At 60.3% G+C, this 26,826-nt stretch carries 24 protein-coding genes; 12 read left to right on the top strand and 12 right to left on the bottom strand.

Going from position 1 to position 26,826, the window contains the following annotated elements; translation table 11 throughout:
- The first annotated feature begins 293 nt into the window (after positions 1–293).
- Both EV130_RS34215 and tnpB read left to right on the top strand, forming a co-directional pair.
- Positions 294–518, top strand: coding sequence for a transposase (locus EV130_RS34215; protein ID WP_074059698.1), 225 nt, complete (start codon positions 294–296; stop codon positions 516–518).
- 161 nt (positions 519–679) lie between these two features.
- Entirely contained in the window at positions 680–1,054 is a 375-nt protein-coding gene (gene tnpB, locus EV130_RS13145; RefSeq protein ID WP_132660502.1) for an IS66 family insertion sequence element accessory protein TnpB, read from the top strand.
- A gap of 191 nt (positions 1,055–1,245) precedes the next feature.
- Here the strand turns inward: tnpB and EV130_RS13140 are convergent, their stop codons facing one another.
- Positions 1,246–2,133 (bottom strand): LysR family transcriptional regulator, encoded by an 888-nt coding sequence (locus EV130_RS13140; RefSeq protein ID WP_074059700.1) that lies wholly within the window; start codon positions 2,131–2,133, stop codon positions 1,246–1,248.
- 184 nt (positions 2,134–2,317) lie between these two features.
- Here EV130_RS13140 and EV130_RS13135 point away from each other — a divergent pair, with 184 nt between their 5' ends.
- The 3 genes from EV130_RS13135 (at position 2,318) to EV130_RS13125 (ending at position 5,157) form a co-directional block, all read left to right on the top strand.
- The gene (locus EV130_RS13135) at positions 2,318–3,280 is read left to right on the top strand and encodes an MBL fold metallo-hydrolase (protein WP_132660520.1); all 963 of its coding nucleotides are present in this window, start codon (positions 2,318–2,320) and stop codon (positions 3,278–3,280) included.
- Between the two features lie 25 nt (positions 3,281–3,305).
- The gene (locus tag EV130_RS13130; protein WP_074059701.1) at positions 3,306–3,890 is read left to right on the top strand and encodes a dioxygenase family protein; all 585 of its coding nucleotides are present in this window, start codon (positions 3,306–3,308) and stop codon (positions 3,888–3,890) included.
- A gap of 166 nt (positions 3,891–4,056) precedes the next feature.
- Positions 4,057–5,157, top strand: a complete 1,101-nt coding sequence (locus EV130_RS13125) for an aldo/keto reductase (protein WP_074059702.1) — start codon at positions 4,057–4,059, stop codon at positions 5,155–5,157.
- A gap of 96 nt (positions 5,158–5,253) precedes the next feature.
- Here EV130_RS13125 and EV130_RS13120 read toward each other — a convergent pair whose 3' ends face one another.
- From EV130_RS13120 to EV130_RS13085, 8 genes are read right to left on the bottom strand one after another with little or no spacing between them, the layout of a single operon-like run.
- Positions 5,254–5,607, bottom strand: coding sequence for a cupin domain-containing protein (locus EV130_RS13120; RefSeq protein WP_074059703.1), 354 nt, complete (start codon positions 5,605–5,607; stop codon positions 5,254–5,256).
- Entirely contained in the window at positions 5,600–6,268 is a 669-nt protein-coding gene (locus tag EV130_RS13115; protein WP_074059704.1) for a cysteine hydrolase family protein, read from the bottom strand. The genes EV130_RS13120 and EV130_RS13115 overlap by 8 nt, the downstream gene beginning before the upstream one ends.
- A complete protein-coding gene (locus EV130_RS13110) occupies positions 6,268–7,818 on the bottom strand; it encodes an ABC transporter ATP-binding protein (RefSeq protein WP_074059705.1) in 1,551 nt (516 codons plus the stop codon). The genes EV130_RS13115 and EV130_RS13110 overlap by 1 nt, the downstream gene beginning before the upstream one ends.
- Entirely contained in the window at positions 7,815–8,516 is a 702-nt protein-coding gene (gene biuH / locus EV130_RS13105; protein ID WP_074062992.1) for a biuret amidohydrolase, read from the bottom strand. The genes EV130_RS13110 and biuH overlap by 4 nt, the downstream gene beginning before the upstream one ends.
- A gap of 11 nt (positions 8,517–8,527) precedes the next feature.
- The gene (locus EV130_RS13100) at positions 8,528–9,544 is read right to left on the bottom strand and encodes a formamidase (RefSeq protein WP_074059706.1); all 1,017 of its coding nucleotides are present in this window, start codon (positions 9,542–9,544) and stop codon (positions 8,528–8,530) included.
- A 12-nt stretch (positions 9,545–9,556) separates the two neighbouring features.
- On the bottom strand, positions 9,557–10,483 hold the full coding sequence (locus EV130_RS13095) for an ABC transporter permease (protein ID WP_074059707.1): 927 nt from the start codon (positions 10,481–10,483) through the stop codon (positions 9,557–9,559).
- Complete coding sequence (locus tag EV130_RS13090) at positions 10,483–11,613, bottom strand: ABC transporter permease (protein WP_074059708.1); 1,131 nt, start codon at positions 11,611–11,613, stop codon at positions 10,483–10,485. The genes EV130_RS13095 and EV130_RS13090 overlap by 1 nt, the downstream gene beginning before the upstream one ends.
- A gap of 20 nt (positions 11,614–11,633) precedes the next feature.
- Positions 11,634–12,761, bottom strand: coding sequence for a BMP family ABC transporter substrate-binding protein (locus EV130_RS13085; RefSeq protein ID WP_074062993.1), 1,128 nt, complete (start codon positions 12,759–12,761; stop codon positions 11,634–11,636).
- Positions 12,762–13,101: 340 nt separating this feature from the next.
- Here EV130_RS13085 and EV130_RS13080 point away from each other — a divergent pair, with 340 nt between their 5' ends.
- Complete coding sequence (locus EV130_RS13080) at positions 13,102–13,794, top strand: GntR family transcriptional regulator (RefSeq protein WP_074062994.1); 693 nt, start codon at positions 13,102–13,104, stop codon at positions 13,792–13,794.
- Positions 13,795–14,007: 213 nt separating this feature from the next.
- Here the strand turns inward: EV130_RS13080 and EV130_RS13075 are convergent, their stop codons facing one another.
- On the bottom strand, positions 14,008–14,625 hold the full coding sequence (locus EV130_RS13075; RefSeq protein WP_074059709.1) for a TetR/AcrR family transcriptional regulator: 618 nt from the start codon (positions 14,623–14,625) through the stop codon (positions 14,008–14,010).
- Between the two features lie 129 nt (positions 14,626–14,754).
- On the opposite strand from EV130_RS13075, the gene EV130_RS13070 reads away from it, so the two are divergent.
- From EV130_RS13070 to EV130_RS13060, 3 genes are read left to right on the top strand one after another with little or no spacing between them, the layout of a single operon-like run.
- Positions 14,755–15,831, top strand: a complete 1,077-nt coding sequence (locus tag EV130_RS13070; protein WP_074059710.1) for an efflux RND transporter periplasmic adaptor subunit — start codon at positions 14,755–14,757, stop codon at positions 15,829–15,831.
- Positions 15,828–16,913 (top strand): efflux RND transporter periplasmic adaptor subunit, encoded by a 1,086-nt coding sequence (locus EV130_RS13065; protein ID WP_074059711.1) that lies wholly within the window; start codon positions 15,828–15,830, stop codon positions 16,911–16,913. The genes EV130_RS13070 and EV130_RS13065 overlap by 4 nt, the downstream gene beginning before the upstream one ends.
- The gene (locus EV130_RS13060; RefSeq protein ID WP_074059712.1) at positions 16,910–19,978 is read left to right on the top strand and encodes an efflux RND transporter permease subunit; all 3,069 of its coding nucleotides are present in this window, start codon (positions 16,910–16,912) and stop codon (positions 19,976–19,978) included. The genes EV130_RS13065 and EV130_RS13060 overlap by 4 nt, the downstream gene beginning before the upstream one ends.
- 208 nt (positions 19,979–20,186) lie before the next feature.
- Here the strand turns inward: EV130_RS13060 and EV130_RS13055 are convergent, their stop codons facing one another.
- Entirely contained in the window at positions 20,187–21,476 is a 1,290-nt protein-coding gene (locus EV130_RS13055) for an ABC transporter substrate-binding protein (protein WP_074059713.1), read from the bottom strand.
- Positions 21,477–21,616: 140 nt separating this feature from the next.
- On the opposite strand from EV130_RS13055, the gene EV130_RS13050 reads away from it, so the two are divergent.
- From EV130_RS13050 to EV130_RS13040, 3 genes are read left to right on the top strand one after another with little or no spacing between them, the layout of a single operon-like run.
- Entirely contained in the window at positions 21,617–22,645 is a 1,029-nt protein-coding gene (locus EV130_RS13050) for a LacI family DNA-binding transcriptional regulator (protein WP_074059714.1), read from the top strand.
- 12 nt (positions 22,646–22,657) lie between these two features.
- Positions 22,658–24,511, top strand: a complete 1,854-nt coding sequence (locus tag EV130_RS13045) for a DUF2264 domain-containing protein (RefSeq protein WP_132660500.1) — start codon at positions 22,658–22,660, stop codon at positions 24,509–24,511.
- Complete coding sequence (locus tag EV130_RS13040) at positions 24,508–25,518, top strand: hydroxyacid dehydrogenase (RefSeq protein ID WP_074059715.1); 1,011 nt, start codon at positions 24,508–24,510, stop codon at positions 25,516–25,518. The genes EV130_RS13045 and EV130_RS13040 overlap by 4 nt, the downstream gene beginning before the upstream one ends.
- A 2-nt stretch (positions 25,519–25,520) precedes the next feature.
- Here the strand turns inward: EV130_RS13040 and EV130_RS13035 are convergent, their stop codons facing one another.
- Positions 25,521–26,795: a Gfo/Idh/MocA family protein gene (locus EV130_RS13035; protein ID WP_074059716.1), complete on the bottom strand. Its 1,275-nt coding sequence runs from the start codon at positions 26,793–26,795 to the stop codon at positions 25,521–25,523.
- Positions 26,796–26,826: the final 31 nt, after the last annotated feature.

Here is a 26,826-nt window from a genome sequence, read left to right as displayed (position 1 = left end):
CCACACGGCGGGCTTTGTGCGTTCTGGCGGCCGGAAAACGCGTGGTCTCCCCTGGAAGCGACGAGCCGACCTGGCCCTCGGTCAAACACTCCCCCAAACTCTGCAATGCGGCTAAATCAGGACGTGGTGGCGCGCCGCCTCGCGGCCGTCGATGCGGCTGAGAAGCATCCCCGCAGCAGGGCTTTTAGCGGTGAATCCATCCCATCTGGCGAAGGCACGAAGGCACTTTGGTGGATTTATTGATACTGCTGAATTCGCCGGATGCTTATGAATGAACTCGGGCGTGAACTTCTATGTCTGCTCCCATGTCTGAACATAGAACTTTCCAATTGACTGAAGCTGTCGCCAGTCCTCTGGAAGGTGCGCCGAGGCAAGTCCGGCGGCAATGGTCGGACGAGTTCAAGGCGCAGGCGGTCGCTAAGACGATGCAGCCGGGCCCGAGCGTTTCGGCGATAGCCCGGCGCATCGGCGTTGATCCGTCACAATCATTTACATGGCGACGCAATGCCCGGCTGTGAGCCGCGGCTTTGCCGGCGAATGAAACCGCCGGTCTCTTACCGACACCATCATCCAGCAATTATTCCGGGGTCGACATCATCATCGGTGATGCGGTAATCCGCACAGCTGCCGAGACCGATGAGGCTCATCTTGTTCGGGTGATCCGTGCGGTGCGCTCCGCATGATCCCGGCCGGTTCGAAGGTGTTTCTTGCAAGCCACCCGGTGGACTTCCGCAAAGGTCCCGATAGCCTTCTGTCGCTGGTGCGCGATGCTGGCAACGATCCATTCAGCGGAGCGCTCTATGTCTTTCGCGCCAAGAGAGCAGACAGAATTAAGATCGCTTGGTGGGATGGTTCCGGTGTGTGCCTCTATTCGAAGCGTCTGGAAAAAAATCGGTTCGTTTGGCCAAAGATCGGGCCTGTCCGTGTGCATCTCAATCACGCGCAGCTCCTTGCCCTCGTTGACGGGATGGACTGGAAACGTGTCCGTACCGTTGCAGTGAAACGGCCGGAATTTGCTGGGTCAAAGCCCTGCGGCAGAGAATCAGGCTTCTGAAACTGCGGGAAATTGTCAGCAAAATGTGCTCTATTCGCAGGCATACGGCCTTCATTGAGGGAGCAGGAAACGCCGGATATCGCTGCAGCCAAGCGACGAGGAAGGGGAGGGCCTGTGAGCACCTTTCCGACGCTAGTGGGTTATCTTGTGCACGGTTAAGTGCAGCAACCATCGCGGCGACGTGAGGAGGATCACTGGTTACGGATGTATCCGAGGAAAGCCCGCACGGCTGCGCTCGTATGCCGCCGGCTCGGATAATACAGGTACCAACTCGGCAGCTTCTGTTTCCAGTCGCTGAGCAATTCGATAACTCTGCCTTGTTCGACATCATCACGAACATAATCCTCAAACAGGTGAGCGATGCCCGATCCCGCAAGCGCGGCCTGGCGCTCTTGATGCGCTGAACTCAGTGTCAACCGACCTTTCGGGGTGATTTCCACTTCCTCGCCTTCCCTTTCAAATTTCCACGTCACCATGGTTCCGCCGGGGAAACGGCGACGAATACAGTCGTGCTGCAAGAGATCGCGCGGTGAGCCGGGTCGACCGCGGCTGCGAAGATAATCGGGCGAGGCCACGATCGCATATCGCAGGGCGGGGCCGAGGGGCATGGCGATCATATCCTGGGCAAGTTGATTCCCGAAGCGCACACCAGCATCGAAACCCTGCTCCACGATATCGATAATCGCAGCGTCGCTGACGATCTCGACGTTGACGTCGGGATAGATCTTCATGAACTCAAAGGCCAAAGGGCACAGGATGTGATCGGCGGCCGGACCCGGTGCATTGATGCGCACGGTGCCGGATGGGCGATCGCGAAGCTGGTTGAGATCGTCGATCGCTGTCCTGATGTCGTAAAGGGCGGGCCTTAGACGCTCCAGAAGCTTCTCGCCCGCTTCAGTCGGCGCGACGCTGCGTGTCGTTCGGTTCAGCAGCCGGATGCCCAGCGCTTCCTCAAGGACGCTGATCGATTGACTGATGGCGGACGAAGAAACGCCCCTGCCAAGCGCGGCGGCTCGAAAGCCGCCACAGCGTACGACGTCTTCAAAGATCTCCAAGCTGTCAAGGCGCAGTGGCCGCATTGCAAAGTCCTACTTAATAAGTTGATTCGTTTTGATTAGCTTATCCGAGCGCCCGATCTGTGTCATCCCTAGAGAACATGCCGCGAGGCGGCGCCAACGGTCATCGCGGCCCCGCCAACGCGCGAGCATGTATTTGAACGGGATCAGAACTATGGGTGAAATCACACTGAATCGCAGGAAGATCATGCTGACAGCCGCGTCGGCCGTGGCGGGACTGGCCTTGCCGACCGGCACGGCCTTTGTACAGGCTGCTCCCGTCGCGTCGCCCGGAATTCAGGGCGGAAATGTCGGCCATTACCGCTTTCGCGTCGGCGACATCTCAGCGACCGTGTTGAGCGACGGGCTGATCGGTGGCCCTCCGCGGGTCTACGCCAGCAATGCGCCGGAGGCGGAACTGCAGGATGTTCTGAGACGTGCCTTCCTGCCGACCGAACGTATGACGCTGAATCTCAACACGCTGCTTATCGAGACGAATGGCAGGCGGATCCTCCTCGAGGCCGGAGCCGGCCAGACCATGGGTCCGCAAGGCGGCCGCATATTCGAGAACCTGGCCGGCGTTGGTTTGCGGCCCGAGGACATCGACGTTGTGGTTGTCTCGCACACGCATCCCGACCATGTCGGCAATCTTCGAACCGCGGATGGCGGCAAGGCGTTTCCGCGGGCGAGCGTCTTTGCGCCTCGGGCCGATTGGGACTTCTTCGTCCGTAACAATCCAGACCTTTCCTATATGCCGGTGCCTGAGGACTTCCGCAGCAATTTCGCAGCGGCCATCAAGCGGAGCATCGAACCCGTCATCGACGAGATCGAGTTGTATGAAGCCGGCGCGGAGATCGTCCCCGGGCTGAGCACGCTTCCGGCATTCGGCCACACCCCCGGCATGGCGAACTTCCTTGTTCAATCCGGGAACGACCAGCTCCTGCTGACCGCCGATCTCGCCTACCACCCGATCGTCAATGTCGACCGGCCCTGGGTGCCTGGGCCAGATCGCGACAAAGACACCGCGCTCGCATCCCGCCGCCGCATCTTCGACATGGCGGCGGCAGACCGGCTCCTCGTTCTCGGCTTCCACTACCCGTTCCCGGGCCTTGGCCGAATGCTCAAGACGGACGCCGGCTATGCCTGGGTTCCGGTCAATTGGCAGTTCTAATCCGGTGAAGCATGGAGGCCCTGCAATGACGTCATCAAGGCGCGCACTTCTATCGGGTTTTCTCGCCATGCCGCTCGTGCCGCTGGCCGGAGCCACGGCTTTCGGCCAGGAGGCGCCGCTGCTGCCGCTGACACGCGCCTGCGCCGACGGAGATGAACCGACGCCGGCTCGCGAGGCCGGCCCGTTCTTCAAGCCGAACTCACCGCTGAAGCAGGATCTCTATCTGGAGGCGCCCCGCGGTGAGCGCATCACCGTCGCCGGCTACGTCCTCGATGATCGCTGTCGCCCCATACCGCGTAGCCTTGTCGAGATCTGGCAAGCGGATGAAAACGGCGAGTACGATCGTCAGGGTTTCCGTCTGCGGGGACATCAGTTCGCTGACGAGCAGGGACGCTGGTGGTTCAACAGCGTCGTGCCGGCGCTGTATCCGGGACGCACGCGACACTTCCATTTCAGAGTCCAACGGCCGGGCGGAGATGTGCTTACGACGCAGCTCTTCTTTCCGGGCGAGCCGGGCAACGTGCGCGATCGGATCTTCGATGAGACGCTGCTCATGACGATCAGCCCCGCGGGCGACGGCCAGTTCGCGCGCTTCGACTTCGTGGTCTGAGACATGGGTATTTCAGCGGCAGTGACCTGCCGTGCGCGCCAACGGGGCGTCGCCTGACACCGCCAGCCACGAACAATACCGCCCGGAGGGAGGTGGTTCGATCGCCCAGCCGGCGATGCGCCGAAGTCCGTGCATCGGGCAAACTTACAAAAGAGGAGACTATTGCATGAGCGAACAGCAGGATTCCGGTTTCAGCCGGCGCGGCTTCATCGGTACTCTAGGCACCGGGGCCACAATACTGGCTGCAACACCGTTCATTTCCGGTGGGACCCTGGCCCAAGGCCAAGCGAGCGTGCAAGCCACGACGGCCCCCACCGCATCTGCACGAACGCGAACAATTCCGAGAACGGAGCAGACCCTCACGACACTTGGTCTCGGCACCTTCCTGACCTTCGACGCCCGCCCAGGCGATGATCGCAGCAACCTTGGCGAGGTCTTTCGACGCTACGTCGCGGGTGGTGGTCGGGTCGTCGACACGTCGCCCCTCTACGGGTCGGCGGAAGTCTCCGTTGGCGCGTTCCTTGCGGGTACACCAGAGGCATCCGAGATTTTCGTCGCCAACAAAATCTGGTCGACCGGCGAATATCTCGGCGACGAGAGCCACGCTGTTGCAAGTCTCGAGCAGTCGAGGCTGCGCATCTGGCGCGACACAATCGACCTCATGCAGTGCCACAGCATCGTCAACGCACCTGTCGTCATTCCGTTGATGCAGGCCTGGAAGAAGGAAGGTCGCATTCGGTACGTCGGCGTGACCCACCATGAAACCGGCGCGCAGGATCAGCTCGCCGATCTTGTCGAGCGTGGCGGTGTCGATTTCATTCAGACGAACTATTCGATCTTCAACCGCAGCGCCGAGCGGCGCCTGCTGCCGGCTGCTTCAGACCGCGGGGTTGGCGTCCTCATCAACCTTCCGCTCGAAAAGGCGCGCCTGATGAAAGTGGTCGAAGGTCGCCCGCTGCCGGACTTCGCTCGGGAATTCGACGCCGCGACCTGGGCGCAGTTCTTCCTGAAGTGGGTCATGGCCCATCCAGCCGTCACCACAGTGCTATGTGGTACTTCGAATCCGGAGCATGCCGAGGACAATGTCCAGGCCATGTACGGCCCCTTGCCAGACGAGGCGATGCGCCGGCGCATGGTGCAGCATATGGAAACGATCCCAGGTTTCGCCGATATAGGACAGATGCCCTGGTATCCTGACAAGGATTCCCAGTATCAAGGACTGATCCGGGCGGCTCAAGCATCAGCGCGTGCTCGTATGGGCCAATGAGCCAGGGATTTGCCGGATGAAGGCTTCGAGTTTGGTCGCCTCGGCCAAAATTGTATCTTTTCAGCGAGGCGAATGAAGATGCCGGTATCGCCCAGTTCATACCCTTTCCTCTTCCAGTATTCTTACGGGGCGATCCCATTGGATCAGTACGACGCAGCCCGTCTCGCTCCAGACGGAGTGTTCGGTATCTGGCGCGTTGACGAGATAGCTGCCGCGGCCGTAATCGCCGGTCTCGTCGGATTGTACGCCGTCGAGTACCAGGATGGTTTCAAGCCCCTCATGCCGGTGGCGCGGTACCGAGGCGCCGGCCGCGTACTTCAGGAGGGCCACGCCCGGCTGGTCGCCTTGGAAAGGTCTGATCCAGTGAATGGAGACTCCATCGCGGAAGCGGACGAATTCCAGATCCTTCCAACCCTCCGATGTAAGCAGTTCGCGGGTCGTTTCAGGCATGGGCAATACTTTCCAGGATGTCGTCGACATGGGCAGTCCAGCCGACGATCGCGCCCTGGGCGCGGATCATTGCCATTGCGGCGGCCTTGAATTCGGGAAAATAGCTCTCCGTCGCCTCCTCGGCGAGCAGGCATTCATAGCCACGGTCATTTGCCTCGCGCATAGTCGTCTGGACACAGACTTCGGTCGTGACGCCTGCAAACACGAGCTGCTTGATGCCGCCTTCCTTCAGCACGTCGCCGAGTTCGGTGGCGTAGAAGGCCCCCTTGCCAGGCTTTTCGATCACCACTTCCCCGTCGATGGGTGCCACTTGCGGAAGAATTGAAGTGCCGGGTTCGCCACAGATTAAGATGCGGCCCATCGGGCCTACGTCGCCGATCCTGAGCGAGGGATTGCCGCGGTCGCGTTTGGCCGGCGGCAGGTCTGAGAGATCCGGCCGGTGGCATTCCATCGTATGGATGACCGGCAGGCGGGCCGCGCGAAAACCTTCGAGCAGACGTTTCACGTCCGGCACGATCTTGGTGATGCGGCTGACATCATTGCCGAGGCACGCGCCGAAGCCGCCGGGCTCGGCGAAATCGCGCTGCATGTCGATGACGATCAGCGCCAGCGCGCCCGGCTTGACGGCAAAGGGAAAGGGTTCTGCCTTGATTGCGACCATCAGTGATGCCCCGCCATATGCGCGCCGATGATGCCGATATCGGCCGTACGCGCCGGCGTCTCGTAGACGAACTTGCCCTCCGACAGTACCACGATGCGGTCCGACATCTCGAGGAGCTCGTCGAGATCCTCGGAAAGAAGAAGAACGGCGGCTCCGGCATTGCGGGCCTTCATGATGCGGGCGCGGATTTCGGCGACGGCCGAGAAATCAAGTCCGAAACAGGGATTCGAGACGATGAGCAGATCGACATCGCCGGTCAGTTCGCGGGCCAGCACTGCACGCTGCACGTTGCCGCCCGATAGCGCTGCGATCGGCGAGGAGGAAGAGGCCGTCTTGACTTTGAAGTCGGAGATCAGTGCCGACGCACGCTTCTTCATGCTGCCCCTGTTCAGCCAGATCGCGTCCTTGCCGTCCGGCTTCAGGTCGAAGCTGCGGAAGGCAAGGTTCTCGCTGACGGTCATTTTCGGCGCGCACGCATTCTGCAACGGCTCTTCAGGGATGAAACGCACCTTATTGTCTCGGGTCTCCTCGCGGGTAGCGCCGTATACCTTGCCATTGACCATGACCTGGCCGGTATCGGTCGGGCGCTGGCCAGCAAGAATTTCTGTCAGCTCTTTCTGACCGTTGCCTGAAATGCCGGCAATGCCGACGATCTCGCCGGAGCGGACGATAAGCTCGTCGATTTCGATCGTCTTCAGGCCGGACCGGTCCGGGGCTTTCACCTGGCTTAAGGTCAGCACGGGTCTTGCCGATGCCGCCACCGGCAGACGACTGTCGAGCTCGGCGAGCTTGACGTCGCCGATCATCATCGCCGCCATCTCGGCGGTCGACAGTTCATCCACCTTCCCGGTGCCGACCAGCCTGCCGCGACGCAAGATCGAACAGGCGTCGGCGAATTTCCTCACCTCGTGGAACTTGTGGGAGATCATCAGCACGGTGAGTGCGCCGCTTTCGGTCATGCCGCGCACGATGGCGAGCATCTCGTCGGCTTCAGCGGGGGTCAGCACGGAGGTCGGCTCGTCGAGCACGAGAAAGGAGCGTCCGAGATAGAGCTGCTTGACGATTTCGAGCTTCTGTTTTTCGCCGGCGGCAAGCTCGCTCACCGGCCTGTCGAGCGCAATCTTGAACGGCATGCGTTCCATGAAAATCGCCAGATCCTGGCGTTCCCTCGCCCAGTTGATCACCGCGGGTACCTCGGTACGGCTGATGACCAGGTTTTCTGCGCCAGTCAGAGAGGGAACCAGTGTGAAATGCTGGTAGACCATGCCCAGCCCATAAGTCGCGGCATCCTTGGGTGAGGCGATTGCCACCTCGTGGCCGTCGACCGACAGCGAGCCGGATGTCGCGTGATAGAAGCCCATGATGCATTTGACGAGCGTCGACTTGCCGGCGCCGTTTTCGCCGAGGAGCGCGTGAAAAGAGCCGGCCGGCACGGTGATCGAGACGTTGTCGAGCGCGGTAAACGAGCCGAAGCGCATCGTCATGCCGAGCGTATCGATGCCGACCGCCCTGCCGGCCTTGGGGAGGGGCGTGTCGCGAACGATGCTCATGGCAGCTGACTCGCAAATGTTTGGGAATTGGAGACGGAGCCGAAGACGCCCCCTTGCATCTTCACCATCTTGATGGCGGCGAGGTGGTTTCCGTAGTCGGTCGCACCGCAGCAGTCCTCAAGAAGCAGGCATTCGTAGCCGCGATCGTTGGCCTCGCGCATCGTCGTCGAGACGCAGACATCGGTGGTGATTCCCGTGAGGATGATGTTGTCGATGCGCTTCTGATTGAGGATGAGTTCGAGGTCGGTGGCACAGAACGAGCCTTTTCCAGGCTTGTCGATGATCGTCTCGCCGTCGATCGGGTAGAGTTCGGGGATGATGTCCCAGCCGGGCTCCCCACGCGTCAGGATGCGGCCGCAGGGGCCGGGATCACCGATGCCGGCGCCGATCCGCTGTGAGCGCCAGCGTTTGTTGGGCGGCAGATCGGCGAGGTCGGGACGATGGCCCTCGCGGGTGTGGATGATGTGGTAGCCCTTGGCCCGCATGGCGGCAAGCACGTGTTTGATGGGTTCGATCGGCGCCTGCACCAGCGACAGATCGTATCCCATGTGGTCGACATAGCCACCCTTGCCGCAGAAATCCGTCTGCATGTCGATGATGATGAGGGCCGTGTTGTCGGGCCTCAAGGCGCCGTTGTAGGGCCACGGATACGGATCGGCGTCGATAAAATGCCCTTTGGTTTCGACCATCGCGTCCATCATTATCTCTCCTATTGCGCGGCAGGTTTGAGGGCTTCGCCGTACCGGCGCGTCGGCTCGTCAAAACCACAGGACCGGCCGTCCTTGACCTTTATTTCGTCTTCCCACGGCAGGCGGTATTTTCCAGCGACAAGGTCGTGCATGTAGGTGTAGGGCCCATCCTGCGCGCCACTGGCGACTGCTACATAGCCGCGATGGCCAAACTGGTAGATGTTGTTCTCCACGCCCCAGCCGAGCCGTGCCTCCCGCACCAGGTCAGGACGCACCTCAGCGGTGATGATCTCGTTGGGCCGGCTGGAGGTCCCGTGGGCGATGATCGTGCCGTCGAAATTGCAGATCATGCCTTCGCCCATGGAATCGAACGTGCCGTCAGAGCCGCACATGCACACATTCGCGGTAACCATCAGGTTGCAGAAGGCGTTGGCCTGGTTGGTAAAACGCCAGGCTTCGCGGATCGGCGCCGTGTAACCGGCCGTGCGGATCATGATCTCGGCGCCCTTGTAGGCGCATTCGCGCGCCATCTCCGGGAACATGCCATCATGGCAGATGATGAGCGCGAGCTTGGCACCTTTCGGACCATTGATGACGGGAATGCCCAAATTACCGGGCTCCCAAGGCTCGACCGGCACCCAGGGATGCATCTTGCGGTAATAAAGCTTGAGCTCGCCCTGTTCGTCGATGACGATGCCGGAATTGTAGGGCATCCCACCTGCATTGAGCTCCATGATTGAAAAGCAGCCCCAGATCCGATTGTCGCGGCAGGCCTGCTTGAAGGCCGCGATTTCCGGCCCGTCGAGCGTGCACATGATCTCCGGATTGATGTCCATCGACAGGCCATGCAGGGCGTATTCGGGAAAGACGACCAGATCCATGCCCGGCTGGTTGCGCCGCGCCTTGGCAACCAGTTCGACGATCACCTGAGTCTGGCGTGCAAGGTCGGCTCTGGTGACTGTCACCGGCAACTGAAGTTGTACGAGGCCGATGCCGACGCCGTATTCGGATTTGTTGAGACCGCCAAGCCCGTTCATCGGAAAGCTCCGTTATTTCGTGAGCGACAGCGCACCCGGCGCACCGGCGAGCGAGCGGGTGGGCGAGGACGTGGCGATCAGGATGATGAGGGTGAGCACGTAAGGCGCGGCGTAGAAGAGGTAGTAGCCTTGTGTGACGCCGACCGATTGCAGCGCCGGGCCGAGCGCCCCGGCACCGCCGAAAAGAAGCGCGGCCAGGAAGCAGCCGATCGGGTTCCAGCGCGCGAATATGACCAGTGCGACCGCCATCAGGCCCTGGCCCGACGATATGCCTTCGTTCCACGAGCCGGGGTAGTAGAGCGAAAGATACGCGCCGCCGATCGCCGCCAGAGCGCCGCCCGCGGCCGTCGCCAGCAAGCGAACCCGGTCCGGGTCGATGCCCATGGCCCGGGCCGCGTCGGTGCTGTCGCCGACGACGCGCAGGATCAGGCCGATACGGGTGTTCTTGAACCCCCAGAACAGGAAGAGTGCCAGCGCTGCGCCAAGGAAAAACAGCACATTGATGTTGAGTGCGGCCTGGATCTGCGGAGAGTTTGCCCAGCCGCCGAGCGAAATCGAGGGAAGTTTCGGCGCCACCGGCTGTATGAAGGACTTGCCGAGGAAGAAGGCGAGCCCGAGACCGAACTGCATCATGGCGATGCCGATGGCGATGTCGTTGACCTTCGGGAACTTGCAGATCCAGCCATGGATCAGCCCGAAGATCGCGCCCGCCACTATGGCGGCGAGCACGCCGAGGGTCGGCGAACCGGTGATCACTGCCACCGCATAAGCCGTCATCGCGCCGAAGACGAGGGTCCCCTCGAGCCCCAAGTTGATACGCCCCGAGCGTTCGGTGATCGTCTCTCCGAGGCTCACGAAGATGAATGGGGTCGAGACACGTATGGCGCCGGCGAAGATCGCCAGTGGAACGCCCCAGATACCGATCGCTGCTTCCTCCATCACCGGCTCCTCTTCCAAAGATCGGGATTGAAGATCTTGAACCGTCCGTAGAAGGTCTCGCAAAAAAGAATGACGATGAAGAGGGTTCCCTGGAGCACCAGCACCGTCGCATCCGGCAACCCCATACGGCGCTGGATCAATCCGCCGGATGCATCGATGCCGCCGAGCAGGATGGCGACGGGGATGATCGCCAGCGGGTTGTGGCGGGCGAGGAAGGCGACAAGGATGCCGGTATAACCGTAGCCGGCCGCCAGCGAAGCGTTGGCACTTCCCTGTACCGCCGCCACTTCGATCATGCCCGCCAGACCGGCGAAACTGCCGGCAAGCGCGGTAAATCCGACGATCAGCTTGCCGACGGCCAAGCCCTGGATCTGCGCGGCGCGCACGTTGCCGCCGGCGATGCGGGCCGCAAATCCGTAGCTGGTCGCTTCGATCAGCACCCAGGAAATGATGCAGGCGAGAGCGCCGACGACCAGACCCCAGTGCACATCCATGCCGGGAATATTGCCGAGCATGTATTCGGCCGGCAGCGGCTTGGTCGACGGCTTGTTGAGGCTTGCGGGATCGCGCAGCGGCCCTTCGACAAATTGGTTCATCAGCGCAATAGCGATATAGGAGAGCAAGAGCGACGAGATGGTTTCGTTGACGCCACGGTAGTGGCGCAGGAAACCGGCAAGGCCGATCCAGATACCGCCGGCCACCATGGCAGCGATTGCCATCAGAACAAGACTGAGGAAAACCGGAGCTGTTCCGGCGAGCGGCAGAGCCATGGCTGCGGCAGCAACGCCGCCCAGCACGACCGCTCCTTCCCCGCCGATGATGACGAGGCCGAGACGGGCGGGCAGGGCGACGCAGAGCGCCGTCAGGAGAAGGGGTGCGGCGCGGCTGAGGCTGTTCTGAACCGAGAACCAGCTGCCGAAGCCGCCGGTATACATCAGTTGGAAGAGGGTGGCCGGCGACTTGCCGACCGCCAGGATGAAGAGGGAGAAGATTGCAAGACCGATCAGGATGGCTGCGAGGCCGATGACCATCGGCTCGGCGCGCCGAGCGATCCATTCGAGTCCGGGACGCAGGGAAGCCGGTTTTTCGGTAGCGATGGCCATTGCGGGATCGTTGGCCTCGATGGTCATGGCGCTTCTCCCTTTGCGGTTTACGCTGTGGACCCGACGACGCCCTCGACCAGATAATTCATGCTTTCGAGCTCGATGGCGTCTTCGGCGTAGCTCTTGTCGGCAGCCACGACGATATCGCCCTTGTTATCCTTCAACGGTCCCTTGAAGACCGAGAAGCCACCCTTCATCATGTTCGCCTGCGTGGCCTCGAAGGCCTTTCGGCCTGCCTCGGACACGCCCGGACCGAGCGCGCTCATTTTCACGAAGCCGTCCTTCAGACCGCCACGCACGAAGTTGCCAAGCTTTTCGCCGGCCTGCGCCCTCTTGACGAAGTCGCTGTAAACATTGCCCCAGGCCCATTCCGCGCCGGTGAGGTATTTTTCGGGGGCGAGCGGGCCTTGATTGGCGTGATAACCGCAGATGAAGGCACCTCGGCCGGAGCCGGTCTCTACGACCACCTTTGGGCTGTCGACGTGGCAGGTGATGACATCGGCGCCCTGGTCGACCAGCGCGTTGGTGGCTTCGGCTTCCTTGACGGCGAGCGACCATTCGCCAGTGAAGATCACTTGGCAGGTGATGGTGGGATCGACTGTGCGCGCCCCTAGCAGGAAGGCGTTGATATTCTGCAGGACCTGCGGGATCGGCTTTGCGGCGATGAAGCCGATCTTCTTGCTTTTTGTCGCATGACCAGCGGCGATGCCGTTCAGATACTGGCCTTGGAAGATATAGCCGAAATAGGAGCCGGTATTGGCCGGGTGCTTGCCGTCCTGCCAAAGCCCGCCGCAGTGACGGAACTGGATGTCGGGGTATTTGGCCGCCATGGCCAGCATGTGGGGATCGAAGTAGCCGAAGGAGGTCGGGAAAAGCACGGTCGCGCCGTCGAGGTTAATCATGGATTCCATCGTCTTCTGGACGTCGACGGTCTCGGGCACATTCTCTTCTTCGACCAGTGTCACGCCCGGCATTGCCTTGATGACGGCGGCGCCTTCCGCGTGGGCCTGGTTGTAGCCGTAGTCGTCCTTGGGGCCGACATAGATGAAGCCGACGGTAAGAGCGGCTTGGGCTGCGGCGGAGGAGCTCATCAGGCCTGGCATGGCACCGGCGAGCACGCCGGCAGCGGAAGCCTGAAGGAAATTGCGGCGGTTCAGGGAAAGGAGTTTGGTCATCAGGATGCTCCTTGCGGCGTTGGGCCGGTTGCGAACGAGTACAAGAAAGTGCATGCAATGCGTATGCCAGAACGCAAAGCATTGATTTAAAACATGTATCGTCATAACAGATAATCGATCCTTGAAAAGTGCATACAGATTGATCGCACCGAAGCATAAAAAATAATCAGTAAGTTAATGCTGCTCAATATTCTTGCGAATTGGTGCCGTATGCCGGTGACAGCCCCAGGGCTTCTTCATCTGAAAGTGAAAACTTAACAATATTTTCGCCACAGAATTTGACTTATGGGGCCCCGATCTGCATCTGTATGCAAAGTGTTCAAGTAAGTAGATTCGCATGGTGAAGCAGGCTAGGCGTAGAGAAGTGATCCGCACCGGAACCACTGTCGAGCAGATGGTGCGGGCGATTTCCGACATGATCGTCACAGGGGAAATCCTGCCGGGTGCGAAGTTGGACGAGGTCTCGCTCGCTGCTCGTTTCGATGTGTCGCGCACGCCGGTGCGCGAGGCGTTGCGTGAGCTGGGCGCCATGGGTTTGGTCGTGCGCGAGCCAAACCGCAGTGCTGTCGTTACCAATGTCACAGAGGCTTATCTGCACTCGATGTTCGAGGCGATGGCGGAACTCGAAGCGATTTGCGCAAGGCTTTCGGCCGACCGTATGACGGTCGACGAGCGGCGCGCGCTTGAGTTGATGCATCGAGGATCGATGAGGCTGGTGCATGCCGGCGCGGAAGAAGAATATTCGGCCCACAACACCGAATTTCACACCCGGCTATATCGCGGCGCGCATAACGATCATGTCTTCGAAATGGTGACCCAGACGCGGGCGCGCCTCGCGCCTTTTCGGCGGGCGCAGTTCCGTCTGCCCGGGCGTCTGGCGAAATCCTATGAGGAGCACGGCCGGATCGTTGCCGCGATCATGCGAGCGGACGCCGCGGCCGCGGGGCAGGCGGCATATTCCCATGTGGAAATTGTCAGCGACGCCAGCGCGGTATTTGCAACGGCCGGAGAACGGAGAGAGCGAGAGGCTTAGAACCAGGTGCCGTCGACAGCCGCCACCATGTCTTCGGTTCGATGTCGGCCAGGCGGGCGGTCATAATGGCGTGATCGTGGCGGTGGCGCAGTCTGCGCCTCGGTCGGAGCGCGAAAGCAATCGTTCTGGAGACGTGGACGAGCGGCGACCATTCGCCGAGAACGTCACAGGACGAAGCGGCAGCCCCGAAGTTTGCCCGGGCGAATGAAGCGTTCAAGCCACCAGGCCATGCAAAATGAGATCGACATGCGCTTCGAAGTAAGTCGTCTTATCCAGAACTCTTCGATCATTGAAGATAAGCGTGAAAATCAGCATGGCGATGGCAGGGGCCACTACCGCGTCGGCGAATGCCGCTGGCGCCGACCGGAACTCCCCGTGTTTTACACCTTCATCGATAAGAGATTGCAGATAAGCGTTGAGTGGGTCGATGAACTCTTCGTGGTGCCGATCGACGACTTGCGGAAACCGTGATCCCTCCGAAATGACAAACCTCATCAGCTCCCGCAATCTGCGGTTCTCGACGATATGATCGTAGAGCAGCGCTATCAGGCTCTCAAGCCGCTCCGAACATGTTCCGCTTAGCTTATGCGCGCTCGCCAGGAGATCTTCGAACGGCACGGAGATGTGCCTGATCATTGCTTCAAAAAGCTGCTCTTTGGTTTCGAAATAGACGTAAATCGTGCCCTTCGTCACTCCGACTCTGTCAGCGATGTCTTCAACGCGTGTGGCCACGTAGCCACGTTCCACGAACTCCTCAAAGGCCGCATCGAGAATCTGTGCAGGGCGGCGAGCTTTCTGCTCTGCACGCGTCAGTTTCTTCATATCAGGCATATCTCACCTATGAGCGCTGCTCGTCGTTCCGGGGCGCGGCAACAGGCAGTCACGGCGCCGGAAGATTTCTATTGACTAATTAGTCAGTCAATTATAACGATCGCGCGAACCGATGCAAGAGGTCAATTCATGAGAGCTATCCTTGTCGCCGCCTTCCTGGCCACAGGCGCAGTTGCGCTTTCGTCATGCGAGAAGCAGGCCACGAATGAGGTGAAGCCCAAGAGGGTGCAGATTGTCGTCGTGAAGGCTGCGCCGACTGGCGACATCAATTTCATCACCGGCGAGGTCAGCGCCCGTGTGCAGAGCGACCTGTCCTTCAGGGTCAGCGGGCGGATCGTCGAGCGCCATGTCGATGTCGGCGCATTCGTAAAGGCAGGGCAGGTGCTTGCCCGCATCGACGCTGAGGAACAGAAGGCCGATCTGGATGTCGCCACAGCCAACCTGCAGTCAGCTCAAGCCCAGCAGACGCAAGCCCAGTTGGCTTTCGATCGGCAGCAGAATCTCTTCAAGGCTCAGGTCACGACCCGTGCAGCGCTCGATCAGGCCCAGGAGGCGCTGCTGAGGGCCGAAGGAAGCGTGAAATCGGCGCAAGCCCAGCTCGACACGGCACGCGACGCTTTCTCTTACACGGAGCTGCGCGCCGATGCCGATGGCGTGATCACGGCGCGGAACGCCGAAATCGGCCAGGTCGCGCAGGCCGCGCAACGGATATTCACGCTTGCCCATGAAGGACCGCGCGACGCAGTCTTCAACGTCTTTGAATCCCTCTACCTCGGACGAAAGCTTGAGGACAAGGTTACGGTTGGCCTGCTTTCTACTCCATCCCGGAAAGTCGATGCGGCCGTACGCGAGATCTCGCCAACCATCGACCCATCGACCGGAACGATCAGGGTGAAGGTGGGTCTCGAAGGGGCGCCGGACATGCCGCTTGGCGCTCCGGTCGTCGGCACCTTCCGTTCCATCCCTCAGGATGCAATCGAGCTGCCCTGGTCGGCAATGGCCTCGAAGGGCGGCCAGCCTGCCGTTTGGGTCGTGGACCCGTCGTCGTTCAGCGTGTCCATACGGCCGGTTGAAGTTTCCGGCTACGGTACCGGCCGGTTTGCCGTACGCGCGGGCGTGTCTCCAGGTGAAATCGTCGTATCCGATGGCACCAAATTTCTACGGCCCAACGAGATCGTCTCATATGACAAGGAAGCCGCGAAATGAGTATCCGTGCAACACCCGGGCTGCTGCTCCTCGGCGCATTGCTGCTGTCGTCTTGTCAGAGGCAGGATGAAGCGCCTGAGCAACCGCCCCGCCCCGTTCTTTCCGTTGTCGCCAAATCAACAGCCGCTTCGTCCTTGAGCCTGCCAGGCACAGTCGAGGCCAGGATCGAGACCGAACTTGGATTTCGCGTCCTCGGACGGGTTATAGCCCGCAAGGTCAGCGTCGGCGATATCGTCAAGAAGGGTGACGTCGTTGCCGCCATTGATCCGCTGGCTCTGGAGCTTGCGCTCAGAAGCGCGCAGTCCGAGCTTTCCAATGCGCAGGCACAGCTGACAAATGCGGTTTCCACGGAAGAGCGGCAAAGGAGCCTGACCGAAACGAGGTCTGGAAGCGAGGCCGCTTTCGAAGAGGCTCAACTGGGGCGGCGCAGCGCCGTTGCTGCCGTTGCAAAGGCCCAGGCCAATCTGGACAAGGCTGAAGAACAATTGAGCTATGCACAACTGCGCGCAGAATTCGATGGCGTTGTGACGGCCACCTCTGCGGAAGTGGGCCAGGTGGTCGCCGCCGGCCAGAGCATCGCCTCCATTGCCCGTCCCGATCATCGGGATGCGGTCATTGACATACCGGATGCGAGCTTCGACGGCCTCAAGGTGGGATCACCCTTCGAGATCTCCCTTCAGCTGGACCCAACCATTCGCGCTAGCGGTGTCGTGAGAGAAATCGCACCCGAAGCCGAGACGACGACCCGTACACGCCGAACGAAGATAACGCTCGTCAATCCGCCGGCGGCTTTTCGCCTGGGCTCGGTCGTGACGGCAACTGCGACCATTGCCGCTAAGCCACTGATCCTGCTCCCGTCGTCCGCGGTGCTGGTGAAGGATGGGAAACCCAATGTATGGGTCGTCGATACGACGGCCGGCAAGGTCTCCATGCGAGCGATCAAGATGGACGCCGACGTTGCCGAAGGAGGCAACATTCGCGTCGCTGAAGGCGTCAATCCGGGCGAACGCGTCGTCGTTGCCGGTGTACACAAGCTTACCGACGGCCAGGCTGTCAGGGTGGATCAAGGGGAGAACCCGTGAAGCAGTTCAATCTTTCTGACTGGGCGCTCGAGCACCGTTCGCTCGTCTGGTATTTCATGATCGTTTTCATTCTTGCGGGCGCGTTTTCCTACATCGGTCTCGGCCGTGAAGAAGACCCTGCGTTTACCATCAAGACGATGCTCATCCAGGCGCAATGGCCAGGTGCATCCGCCGAGGAAGTGACCAAGCAGGTTACCGACCGTATCGAGAAGAAGCTCGAAGAGCTGGAATCGCTTGACTACACCCGCAGCGAGACGGTTGCCGGACGGACAACGATTTTCGTGGAACTGTTGCCGACCACTAAGGCCAGGGATGTCAATCCGACCTGGATGCGCGTGCGCAACATGATCGACGACATAAAAGGCGATTTTCCGAGCGGCGTCGTCGGGCCATTTTTCAACGACCGCTTCGGCGACGTTTTCGGCAATATCTACGCGTTCACCAGCGACGGACTCACGCAGCGCCAGCTTCGCGACCTTGTCGAATCCGCCCGCGCAAAGGTTTTGACCGTTCCCAATGTGGGAAAGGTGGACATTATCGGCGCGCAAGACGAAGCGATCTACCTTGAATTCTCGACCCGAAAGATTGCGGCCCTTGGTATCGACCAGCAATCGGTGATCGATACGCTGCAGGCGCAGAACGCCGTCACTCAGTCGGGCTTCGTCGACGCCGGCCCCGAGCGTATCGCCTTGCGTGTGGGCGGTCAGTTTACGTCTGAGGAAAGCCTGAGGTCGATCAATCTGCGTGTTAACGACCGATTCTTTCCGCTGACCGATGTTGCCACGATCAAGCGCGGCTATGTCGATCCTCCGTCATCACTGTTCAGATACAATGGCCAGCCCGCGATCGGTCTCGCCATCGGCATGAAGACCGGGGCAAATCTGCTCGAATTCGGCAAGGCACTCGACCTGCAGATGGAGCGAGTCGTGACCGATTTGCCGATCGGCGTTGATGTTCAACGCGTTTCCGATCAGCCCGAGGTGGTGGACGAGGCAGTCTCGGGCTTCACGCGCGCCCTGTTCGAGGCGGTTGTCATCGTTCTTGCGATCAGTTTCATCAGCCTTGGCGTTCGCGCGGGTCTGGTCGTTGCAATCTCGATCCCTCTCGTGTTGGCGATCACGTTCCTCGTAATGGCCTATTCGGGCATTTCGCTGCAGCGTATCTCGCTCGGCGCGTTGATTATTGCACTTGGCCTTCTTGTCGACGATGCGATGATTGCCGTCGAGATGATGGTTGCCCGGCTGGAGGCAGGAGACGATCTGAAAAAGGCAGCAACACACGTCTACACGTCTACGGCCTTCCCGATGCTCACGGGCACGCTCGTAACGGTCGCCGGCTTCATTCCCATCGGCTTGAACAACAGTGCCGCGGGCGAATTTACCTTCACGCTTTTCGTCGTGATTGCCGTCTCGCTCCTGGTCTCATGGATCGTCGCCGTTTTGTTCACGCCACTTTTAGGGGTGAGCATCCTTCCGAAGACGATGAAGTCGCATCATGATCGGAAAGGCCGGCTGGCGAGAGCTTTTTCCTGGCTTTTGAACCTTTCGATGCGGTGGCGTTGGATGACGATCGGCGCGACAGTCGTTGCTTTCGCGCTCTCCATCGGTGGAATGGGTCTTGTGCAGCAGCAGTTCTTCCCTTCCTCGGACAGACCTGAACTGATCGTCGACTGGAACTTGCCGCACAACAGTTCGATCTCCGAGACGAACAGGCAGATGGCCAAGTTCGAGCAGGAGATGCTCGCGAACAACAAGGATATAGAGCACTGGACGAGCTATGTCGGACAAGGTGCTCCCCGCTTCATCCTGTCCTTCGATGTCCAGACGCCCGACGTGTCGTTCGGGCAGACGATCATCGTGACCAAGGGGCTTGATGTTCGCGACAAGGTCAAGAGCGAACTGCAGGACTATCTGACGAAAACCTTCCCCGGAACCGATGCCTTCGTAAAGCTCCTCGACATCGGGCCTCCGGTCGGCAAGCCTGTGCAATATCGCATCAGCGGGCCGGATATCCAGAAGGTTCGCGATATCGCCCAGCAATTTGCCGGCATCGTCGGCCAGCATCCACTGCTCTCCAACATGACCTTTGACTGGAATGAACCGTCGCGTGTGGTGAAGGTCGATGTTCTGCAGGACAAGGCGCGGCAACTTGGCGTATCGTCGCAAGACATTGCAACGACCCTTAACGGGATCGTGGAGGGATCGTCGGCCACGCAGATCAGGGACAACATCTATCTCATCGACGTGATCGGCAGGGCCCAAACCTCGGAGCGTGGTTCCATCGAGACGCTGCAGAACCTTCAGCTGCCTGGCTCAAACGGAAAATCGGTACCGCTCTCGGCAGTTGCCAATTTCCGCTACGAGCTGGAGCAGCCGACCATCTGGCGTCGCACGCGCACCCCGACAATCACCCTCAAGGCTGCCGTCGTCGGGCCGACACAGCCAGCGACGATCGTCACCGAACTGCAGCCCAAGGTCGATGCGTTCCGCAAGAGCCTTCCAGCCGGCTACAGCATCGCCAATGGCGGTTCCGTCGAGGAAAGCGCGAAGGCGCAAGGGCCGATCGCTGCGGTTGCGCCGCTGATGTTGTTTGCCATGGCGACGATCCTCATGATCCAGTTGCAAAGCTTCAGCAGGTTGTTCCTGGTGTTCGCAGTGGCTCCGACGGCACTCATCGGTGTGGTGATAGCACTGCTTGCCAGTAACGCGCCCATGGGATTCGTCGCAATTCTTGGCGTGCTTGCGCTGATTGGGATCCTCATCCGCAACTCTGTCATACTTGTCGTGCAGATCGAACAGCTTCGCAGCGAAGGCGTGCCTCCATGGCGCGCCGTCATCGAGGCGACGGAGCACCGCATGCGTCCGATCATGCTGACGGCGGCGGCCGCGACCCTCGCGCTCATTCCGATCTCCCGCGAAGTCTTCTGGGGTCCCATGGCCTACGCCATGATGGGGGGCATTGTCGTCGGTACTGCACTGACGCTTCTTTTCCTTCCAGCACTCTACGTGGCATGGTTCCGGATCCCGACAGAGAGGCTGGAGCAGGGCAAACCCGCACATCCCTAGCATTCGGGGGCGCCCGCTTATCGGTCGCCCTTAGTCTCGGCGCGCCCAGCCGATCGGCGGATCCGGAAGTTGGAAAATCAGTTCGGCTTGCGCCCGCACCCGCCGCCTCGTCGAAAAGCCCGCAACGCTCAACCGACCCCTGGAAGTTGGAAATCAACCTTCAGGGGTCGGTTAACGAGGTCGGGGCCTTCCGGGAGGAGACTTCGATTCAGCTTCTGATCGTTGCCTTGCCTTGTTCCACCAAGCGAGCGGCGGCATCGGCGGGCGTCGTTCGTTCGAACGCGAGCTCGTCGGCGAGGGGCCGAAGAACGCGCTGGTCGAATTCCGTCGCGCCAAGCGGGGCAGGTGCCGGGTAATCGCCGACCTGATCCTTAAGAAGATTGACGTACTTGACGGTGTCCTGCTCCGTCGGGTTAAGGTTCGGCAGGATCGCCTCGCGGACGGTCGCCGACATTGGTACGCCACGCTCCACACCGAGGATCTTGCCGGCGTCGATGTCGTTGACGAAGAAGTCGATGAACTTGGCGGCCGCTTCGCCGTTCTTCGTCGTCGCACCAATGCTCCAGATAAGCGCGGGACGGTAGTAATGGCCGGAGGGGCCACCCTTGCTTTCTCGCGGCAGCATGGTGATCGCCAGTTTGTTCTTCGAGATCAGCTGATAGCCGACGAGCTGGTTTGAATAGGCCATGCCGATTGCCGATTTGCCAAGCGCCAGGCAATTGGTGTCGATGGTATTCTGGTCGAGCGTCTGGATATCGGCCGCGACCGTGCCACCTTTCTTGCGCAGGTCCTCCCAGAAGCTGTACCACTCCTTGGCATCTTCGACGTCGAAGCCCAGAGTGCCATTGGCGTAAAGGCTCTTGCCGCGCTGGCGCAGCCAGGCATCGAAGACGTAGGCATAGCGTGCCCCGTAAGGACCGCCCCAGTAATTGTCCTTGCCAGCTGCTTTTGTAAGCTCGACGGCCAGTTTGGCATATTCGTCCCAGGTGAGGTCCGGCGTCGGCACGGGAAGCCCAGCCTTTTCAAAGATGGTCTGATCGAAAAAGAGCGCAAAGGAGTTCAGGCCGAGGCCGATGCCGTAGAGCTTGTTGTCGACGGTCGTCAGCTTCAGCATATCCTTGCCGAAGCTGTCGACCTTGAGGGCCGAGGGAACGAATTCGTCGAGCGGCATGCATGCGCCACGCTTGGAGTAATCGGAGATTGTGCTGGGCTCGAGCTGGAACACATCAGCGATCGCGCGGCCAGCCATTTGCGTCGCGAGCTTCGTCCAGTAGCCGTCGCCGCTGAGCGACTCGCCCACGATCGTGACGCCCGGGTTCTTGGTCTGATAGAGCTTTGCGACCTCCAGTGTACGCTTGGCGCGGTCGTTAGAACCCCACCACATGGCACGCAGTTGCGCGTCTTCCGCAAAGGCCGGGATGGCACTGGCCGCGCCGAAGGCAAGGCCCGTAGCCACACCGGCCGAGCCCATCAGAAATGAACGTCGATTGATCTGCATGATGATCCTCCTTTGTCGCCTGCCCGTGCCGTCCTCCAACGGTTCTCGAGCATGTCACGGGCTAGATTACGCAAATAATTTCCGTTTGCAACAAATTATGTTGATATTGCAAATTTGCACGATTTGCATATATTTGAGTTATGAACGAAATCAAACCAAAACGGCCGCGCCAGGCCGACATCGCCGCCTTGGCAGGTGTCTCCGTTTCAACGGTCTCGCGGGTGCTTGCCAACGAGCCAGGCATAAGCGAGAGCGTGCGCGAGCATATTCTGAAGGTGGCGGCCGAGCACGGATACCAGGTGAGGTCTGCTGCCGAAGCGGTTCCGGGCGGACTTGCGATGATAGCCAGCGATGGCGTCACGGGCGGACTGAGCGTTTTCTACGAGTCCATCGTCGACGGTCTGCGTTCGGCAGCAGCCGAGCACGGCATGTCTTTCGAGGTTCGCCTCATCCGTGAAGACCGCGCAACACCCGAGGTCATCCGGGACCATTTGAAGTCGGCGCGTGCCGAGGGCCTCTTTCTCGTCGGCATCGATCCGAGTGCGGCGTTGCGCAGCTGGATCGACGAAGAGAAGGTTCCGGTCGTCCTCGTCAACGGGACGGATCCTCAGCTCCGCCTCGACGGCGTCTCGCCTTCGAATTTCTTTGGAGCCTTCCAGGCCGCCCAGCGGCTGCTGAAGGCTGGCCACCGCCGCATCCTCCATCTGACCGGCTCCCACCGCCATACGATCCGCGAGCGTGTTCGCGGTTTCGACGCGGCGATAACCTCGGTTCCGGATGCCGAAGGCCGACTTGTGCCGATGACCTTTCACGGCAGCGCCAGTCGCGAGGCGCATGAGCTGACGGCGGCGATCCTTGCGGAGAACGCCGGTTTCACTGCCGCCTTCTGCATGAACGATTTTATCGCAGTCGGTGTCTTGGAAGCCGTCACGGAAGCGGGCTTTCGGGTGCCGGAAGACTTCGCGATCGTCGGGTTTGACGATTTGCCCTGCGCATTGATGACCAATCCGCCGCTTTCCACCATGCGCGTCGACCGCGCGGCCCTTGGCCGGGAGGCGATCGGCCTGATGATATCCCGTTTTCGCGACCGGGCGGCTCCCGCCCGTCATGTATGCCACGGGGTGGTCCCGGTTGCCGGGGGCACCGTATCTGATGTTGCAACCTCATGAGTGATTATTCCGATGACCTATGATCCGGCCAGCGCCAATCCGCTTGCATGCAATCCACTCGAAACCCGCAAGGACATGGAGCGGGCGCTTCGCGATCTTTTCGATCCACTGCTGCCCTTTTTTTCGAAGGGCAATGCCCGCGTTCGGCTTGACGGCGCCGGCGCGCATTTCGATCGTGCCGCGGCCGATCTTGAAGGCTTCGCCCGGCCTCTGTGGGGCCTTGCTCCATTGGGTGCGGGAAATGGCCGGTTCGAGCATTGGAACCGTTTCGCCGAAGGCCTCGCCACTGGAACGGATCCGGAGCATCCGGAATATTGGGGCACGGTCCACGGCCGCGACCAGCGCATGGTGGAGCTTGCCGCGCTCGGTTTTGCGCTGGCGCTTGTTGCAGAAAAGATCTGGGAGCCACTTGATGCGCGTGCCCGCAACAATGTCATCGCCTATTTCAAACACGCGCGCCAGTTCGATTACGCCGACAACAACTGGAAGTTCTTCCGCATCTTCGTCGATATCGCGCTTGACCGATTGGGCGCGGATTTCGATCGCAGCCTTACTCGACAATATCTGGAAGAGCTTGAGGGCTTCTATATCGGCGATGGCTGGTATCGCGACGGCAATGTTCGTCGTGTCGACCACTACATTCCCTTCGCGATGCACTTTTACGGCCTGATTTATTCGAAGCTGGTCGATGATGATTATGCCAAGCGCTACCGCGAACGGGCAGCGCTCTTTGCCAAGGATTTCAGGGCTTGGTTTGCAGCCGATGGTGCCGCGGTCCCCTTCGGCCGCAGCCTGACATACCGCTTCGCCTGCGCAGGTTTCTGGTCGGCACTTGCCTTTGCCGACCTCGAAGCCTTGCCCTGGGGCGAAGTGAAGCATCTTTGCCTTCAGCATCTGCGCTGGTGGAGGGACAAGCCGATGACGAACCGGGACGGTATCCTGTCAATCGGTTTCGGCTATCCCAATCTGCTGATGTCGGAGAGCTATAATTCTGCAGGTTCGCCTTATTGGGCTTTCAAGGCCTTCTTGCCGCTTGCAATTCCAGCAGATCATCCGTTCTGGACGGCAAAGGAAAAGGTGCCGGAAGCAATCGCAGTCTCTCCGCAGCGCCACCCGGGCATGGTCTTGATGCGGGCGGACGGCGATGTCGTGGCGCTTTCTTCCGGCCAGGAAAATTTGCAGATGCGTTTTGGATCGGAGAAATACGCAAAATTCGCATATTCAGCCCGCTACGGATTCAGTGTTGAAGCCGACGAGCGCAATTTCGCCGGCGGCGCTTTTGATTCGGCTCTGGCTTTCAGTGACGACGGATTGCATTACCGGGTTCGTGAAACGAATGCGGAAGCCAGGATTGCCGGCAATGTGCTCTATTCGAAGTGGTCGCCATTCCAGGATGTCTCGGTCGAAACATGGCTCGTGCCGGCAGCGCCTTGGCATGTCCGCGTTCACAGGATCCATTCGCCGCGGGCGCTGCAGACCTCCGAAGGCGGCTTCGCGATCGCCAAACGGGATTTCGATCTCGATACGCTTTCGGCCGAAACAGGCGCCGCGCATGTGATCGGCGAGAGTGATTTTTCCGGCATTGCCGATCTTGGCTCGACCGTGACGCGCGCCGGCCTTGCGCAGAAAGCCCTGCCGAATACGAACGTCATTGTTGCAAAGACCTTGGTGCCGCAGTTGCGCGGCGAAATCCCTGCAGGGGAGACCGTGCTGGTAACGGCCGTGCTCGCGGTCAATGATCCGCAAGCTGTTTCCGGAATTTGGATGAAGCGTCCTGTCGTTCCGGATATTGGAGATTTGGAAAAGCAGGTGAAGGAATACGGCGTGACGGTCAGCGCCATTGTCGCGCCGGGACAGATGCCATGAGGCGTCCTGGCATAGCGCTTGCCATGGATCCGGGGCGCACCGAATATGTCATCTCGGATGCGGTGCTTCAACGCCTGGACGTCATCGGCAGCTTGCTTGACCGCGAGCCGCTGCAGAATTTTTCTGACGAGCGCGCCCGGCGCGTGCTGCCGGAGACTGAAATCCTCATCACCGGCTGGGGGGCGCCGCTGGTGGGCGGCGAGGTGCTTGCCACAGCGAGGCGTTTGAAGATCGTTGCCCATGCGGCCGGCACCGTCAAAGGCATTATCGGTGAAGAGATTTTCAGGGCCGGAATTGCGGTCAGCCATGCCGCGGAAGCCAATGCCACACCGGTCGCGGAGTTTACGCTCGCAGCCATTCTCTTTGCCGGCAAACAGATTTTCCGCTTTCGCGACCGTTACGTGGCCGACCGCAATCGTGACCGCACCTATCCGATGCAGCGTCTGGCGATCGGCAACTACCGGCGTGTAGTCGGCATCATTGGGGCGTCGCGGATCGGCCGTCGCGTCATCGAGTTGCTGGAGCCTTTCGACTACCAGCTTGTCCTTTTCGATCCGACGATCGGCATGGCCCAAGCCCAAGGGCTTGGAGCAGAGAAGGTCGATCTCGATACCCTCATGAGGATTTCCGACATCGTTTCGCTTCACGCGCCGTCCCTGCCTTCCACGCGACATATGATCGATGCGCGCAGGCTGGCTTTGATGAAGGACGGCGCAACGCTCATCAACACGGCTAGGGGCGCAATCATCGACGAAACTGCGCTTTTGGCGACGCTTGCAACCGGCCGCATCGATGCCATTATCGACGTGACGGACCCGGAAATCCCCGAACCGTCGTCGGCCTTTTACGATCTGCCGAATCTGTTTCTGACGCCTCATATCGCAGGTGCCGTCGGACTGGAGCGGATGCGCCTCGGTGAAATGGCGGTGGACGAGATCGAACGTTTCTTAAAGGGCGAGACGCTTCGTTACGGCGTCACCCTTGCAGATCTCGAAAAGATGGCCTGAGCTTATTCAGCCCTGCGGGAATTCGGTGAGCCGTCATTGGCAAGTTCAGGCATCAGATCGGCGAGATTGACGACCTTGCCGGTGCGGGAACTTTGAAGCGCTGCAATGCCGCAGAGCACCGACATGGCCCCGGCACGCGTTCCCGCACGCTGATGAAGCTTGTCTTGCATGTCGGGCTTGAAGATCATATTGCGCATCCGGTCGTCCCCGCCGTAATGGCCGCCGGCGGAATGCGGCACGATGATACGCTCGACCGCCTCCTTGCCATTGGGGAAGTTCCGGATCAGCAGGATCTCATCCTCTTTCTTCACCTCCCAGGGCTGGGCCTCGTACTGGCGGATTTCGATCCGGCCCTTGGTGCCGTTGAATGCCAGATGGTGGCCTTCGATCGGCTGGAAGGTGTTCAGGGAATAGGAGACATGCACGTTGTTTCGATAGCGGATGCTGACGACCATCGTGTCCGGAATGTCGATATCTTCGCGGAAGACGCAGCCGTCGCGATAATATCCGTCAATCTTCGAAGGTTCCTCGTAGAGTGTGTCTAGGAAGGGATCTGCCTCCAGATCGAGAAAGTAGTCGCATTCATGGGTGTGCGGACAGAGCTTGCAGCGTGGGCCGCGGAAGGGGCCTTTGCGGCCGTAGTTCTGTAGGTCGGCGAAGGAAGTAACGGCTTCGGGATCGCTGTCGAGATACCAGTTCAGTAGATCGAAATGGTGCGTCGCCTTGTGAACGAACAGGCTGCCGGAATTTTCGGTATAGGCGTGCCAGCGGCGGAAATAGTCGGCGCCGTGTTTCGTGTTCAAGTACCAGTGGAAATCGACCGAACTGACCCGGCCGATCTCGCCGGAATCGAGCAATTCCTTGATTCTGGCTGCGGTCGGCGCATAGCGGTAGTTGAATGACACGTCGACGCGCCTGCCGGTACGTTTCTCGGCATCGATGATCTGGCGGATCTTGTCGACTGCGGTTGTCATCGGTTTCTCGGTGATGACGTCGATCCCGGCCTCCAATGCTCGCACGACGATCGCATCATGCGTGTGATCCGGTGTGCAGACGATGACGAGGTCCGGTTTGACCTCGGCCAGCATCGCATCGATATCCTCGTAAATCGGCGCATTGCTGCCGATCATCGTGCGGGCGCGCTCGCCGCGAAGACAGTTCTTTTCGACGATCGCGACGAGATCGACATGTTCGCGCCAACCGGCCAGCAGTTCCTTGCCCCACATGGTGGTTCCGCGATTTCCTGTCCCGATCAGTGCAAAACGGCGCTTCTCCATCGAATGATCCTCCTCATGCCTGCTGAAACTT

It is taken from the genome of Rhizobium azibense (assembly GCF_004342325.1).
Lineage (GTDB): Bacteria > Pseudomonadota > Alphaproteobacteria > Rhizobiales > Rhizobiaceae > Rhizobium > Rhizobium etli_B.
This window is presented reverse-complemented; position numbering and strand designations above follow the sequence as displayed.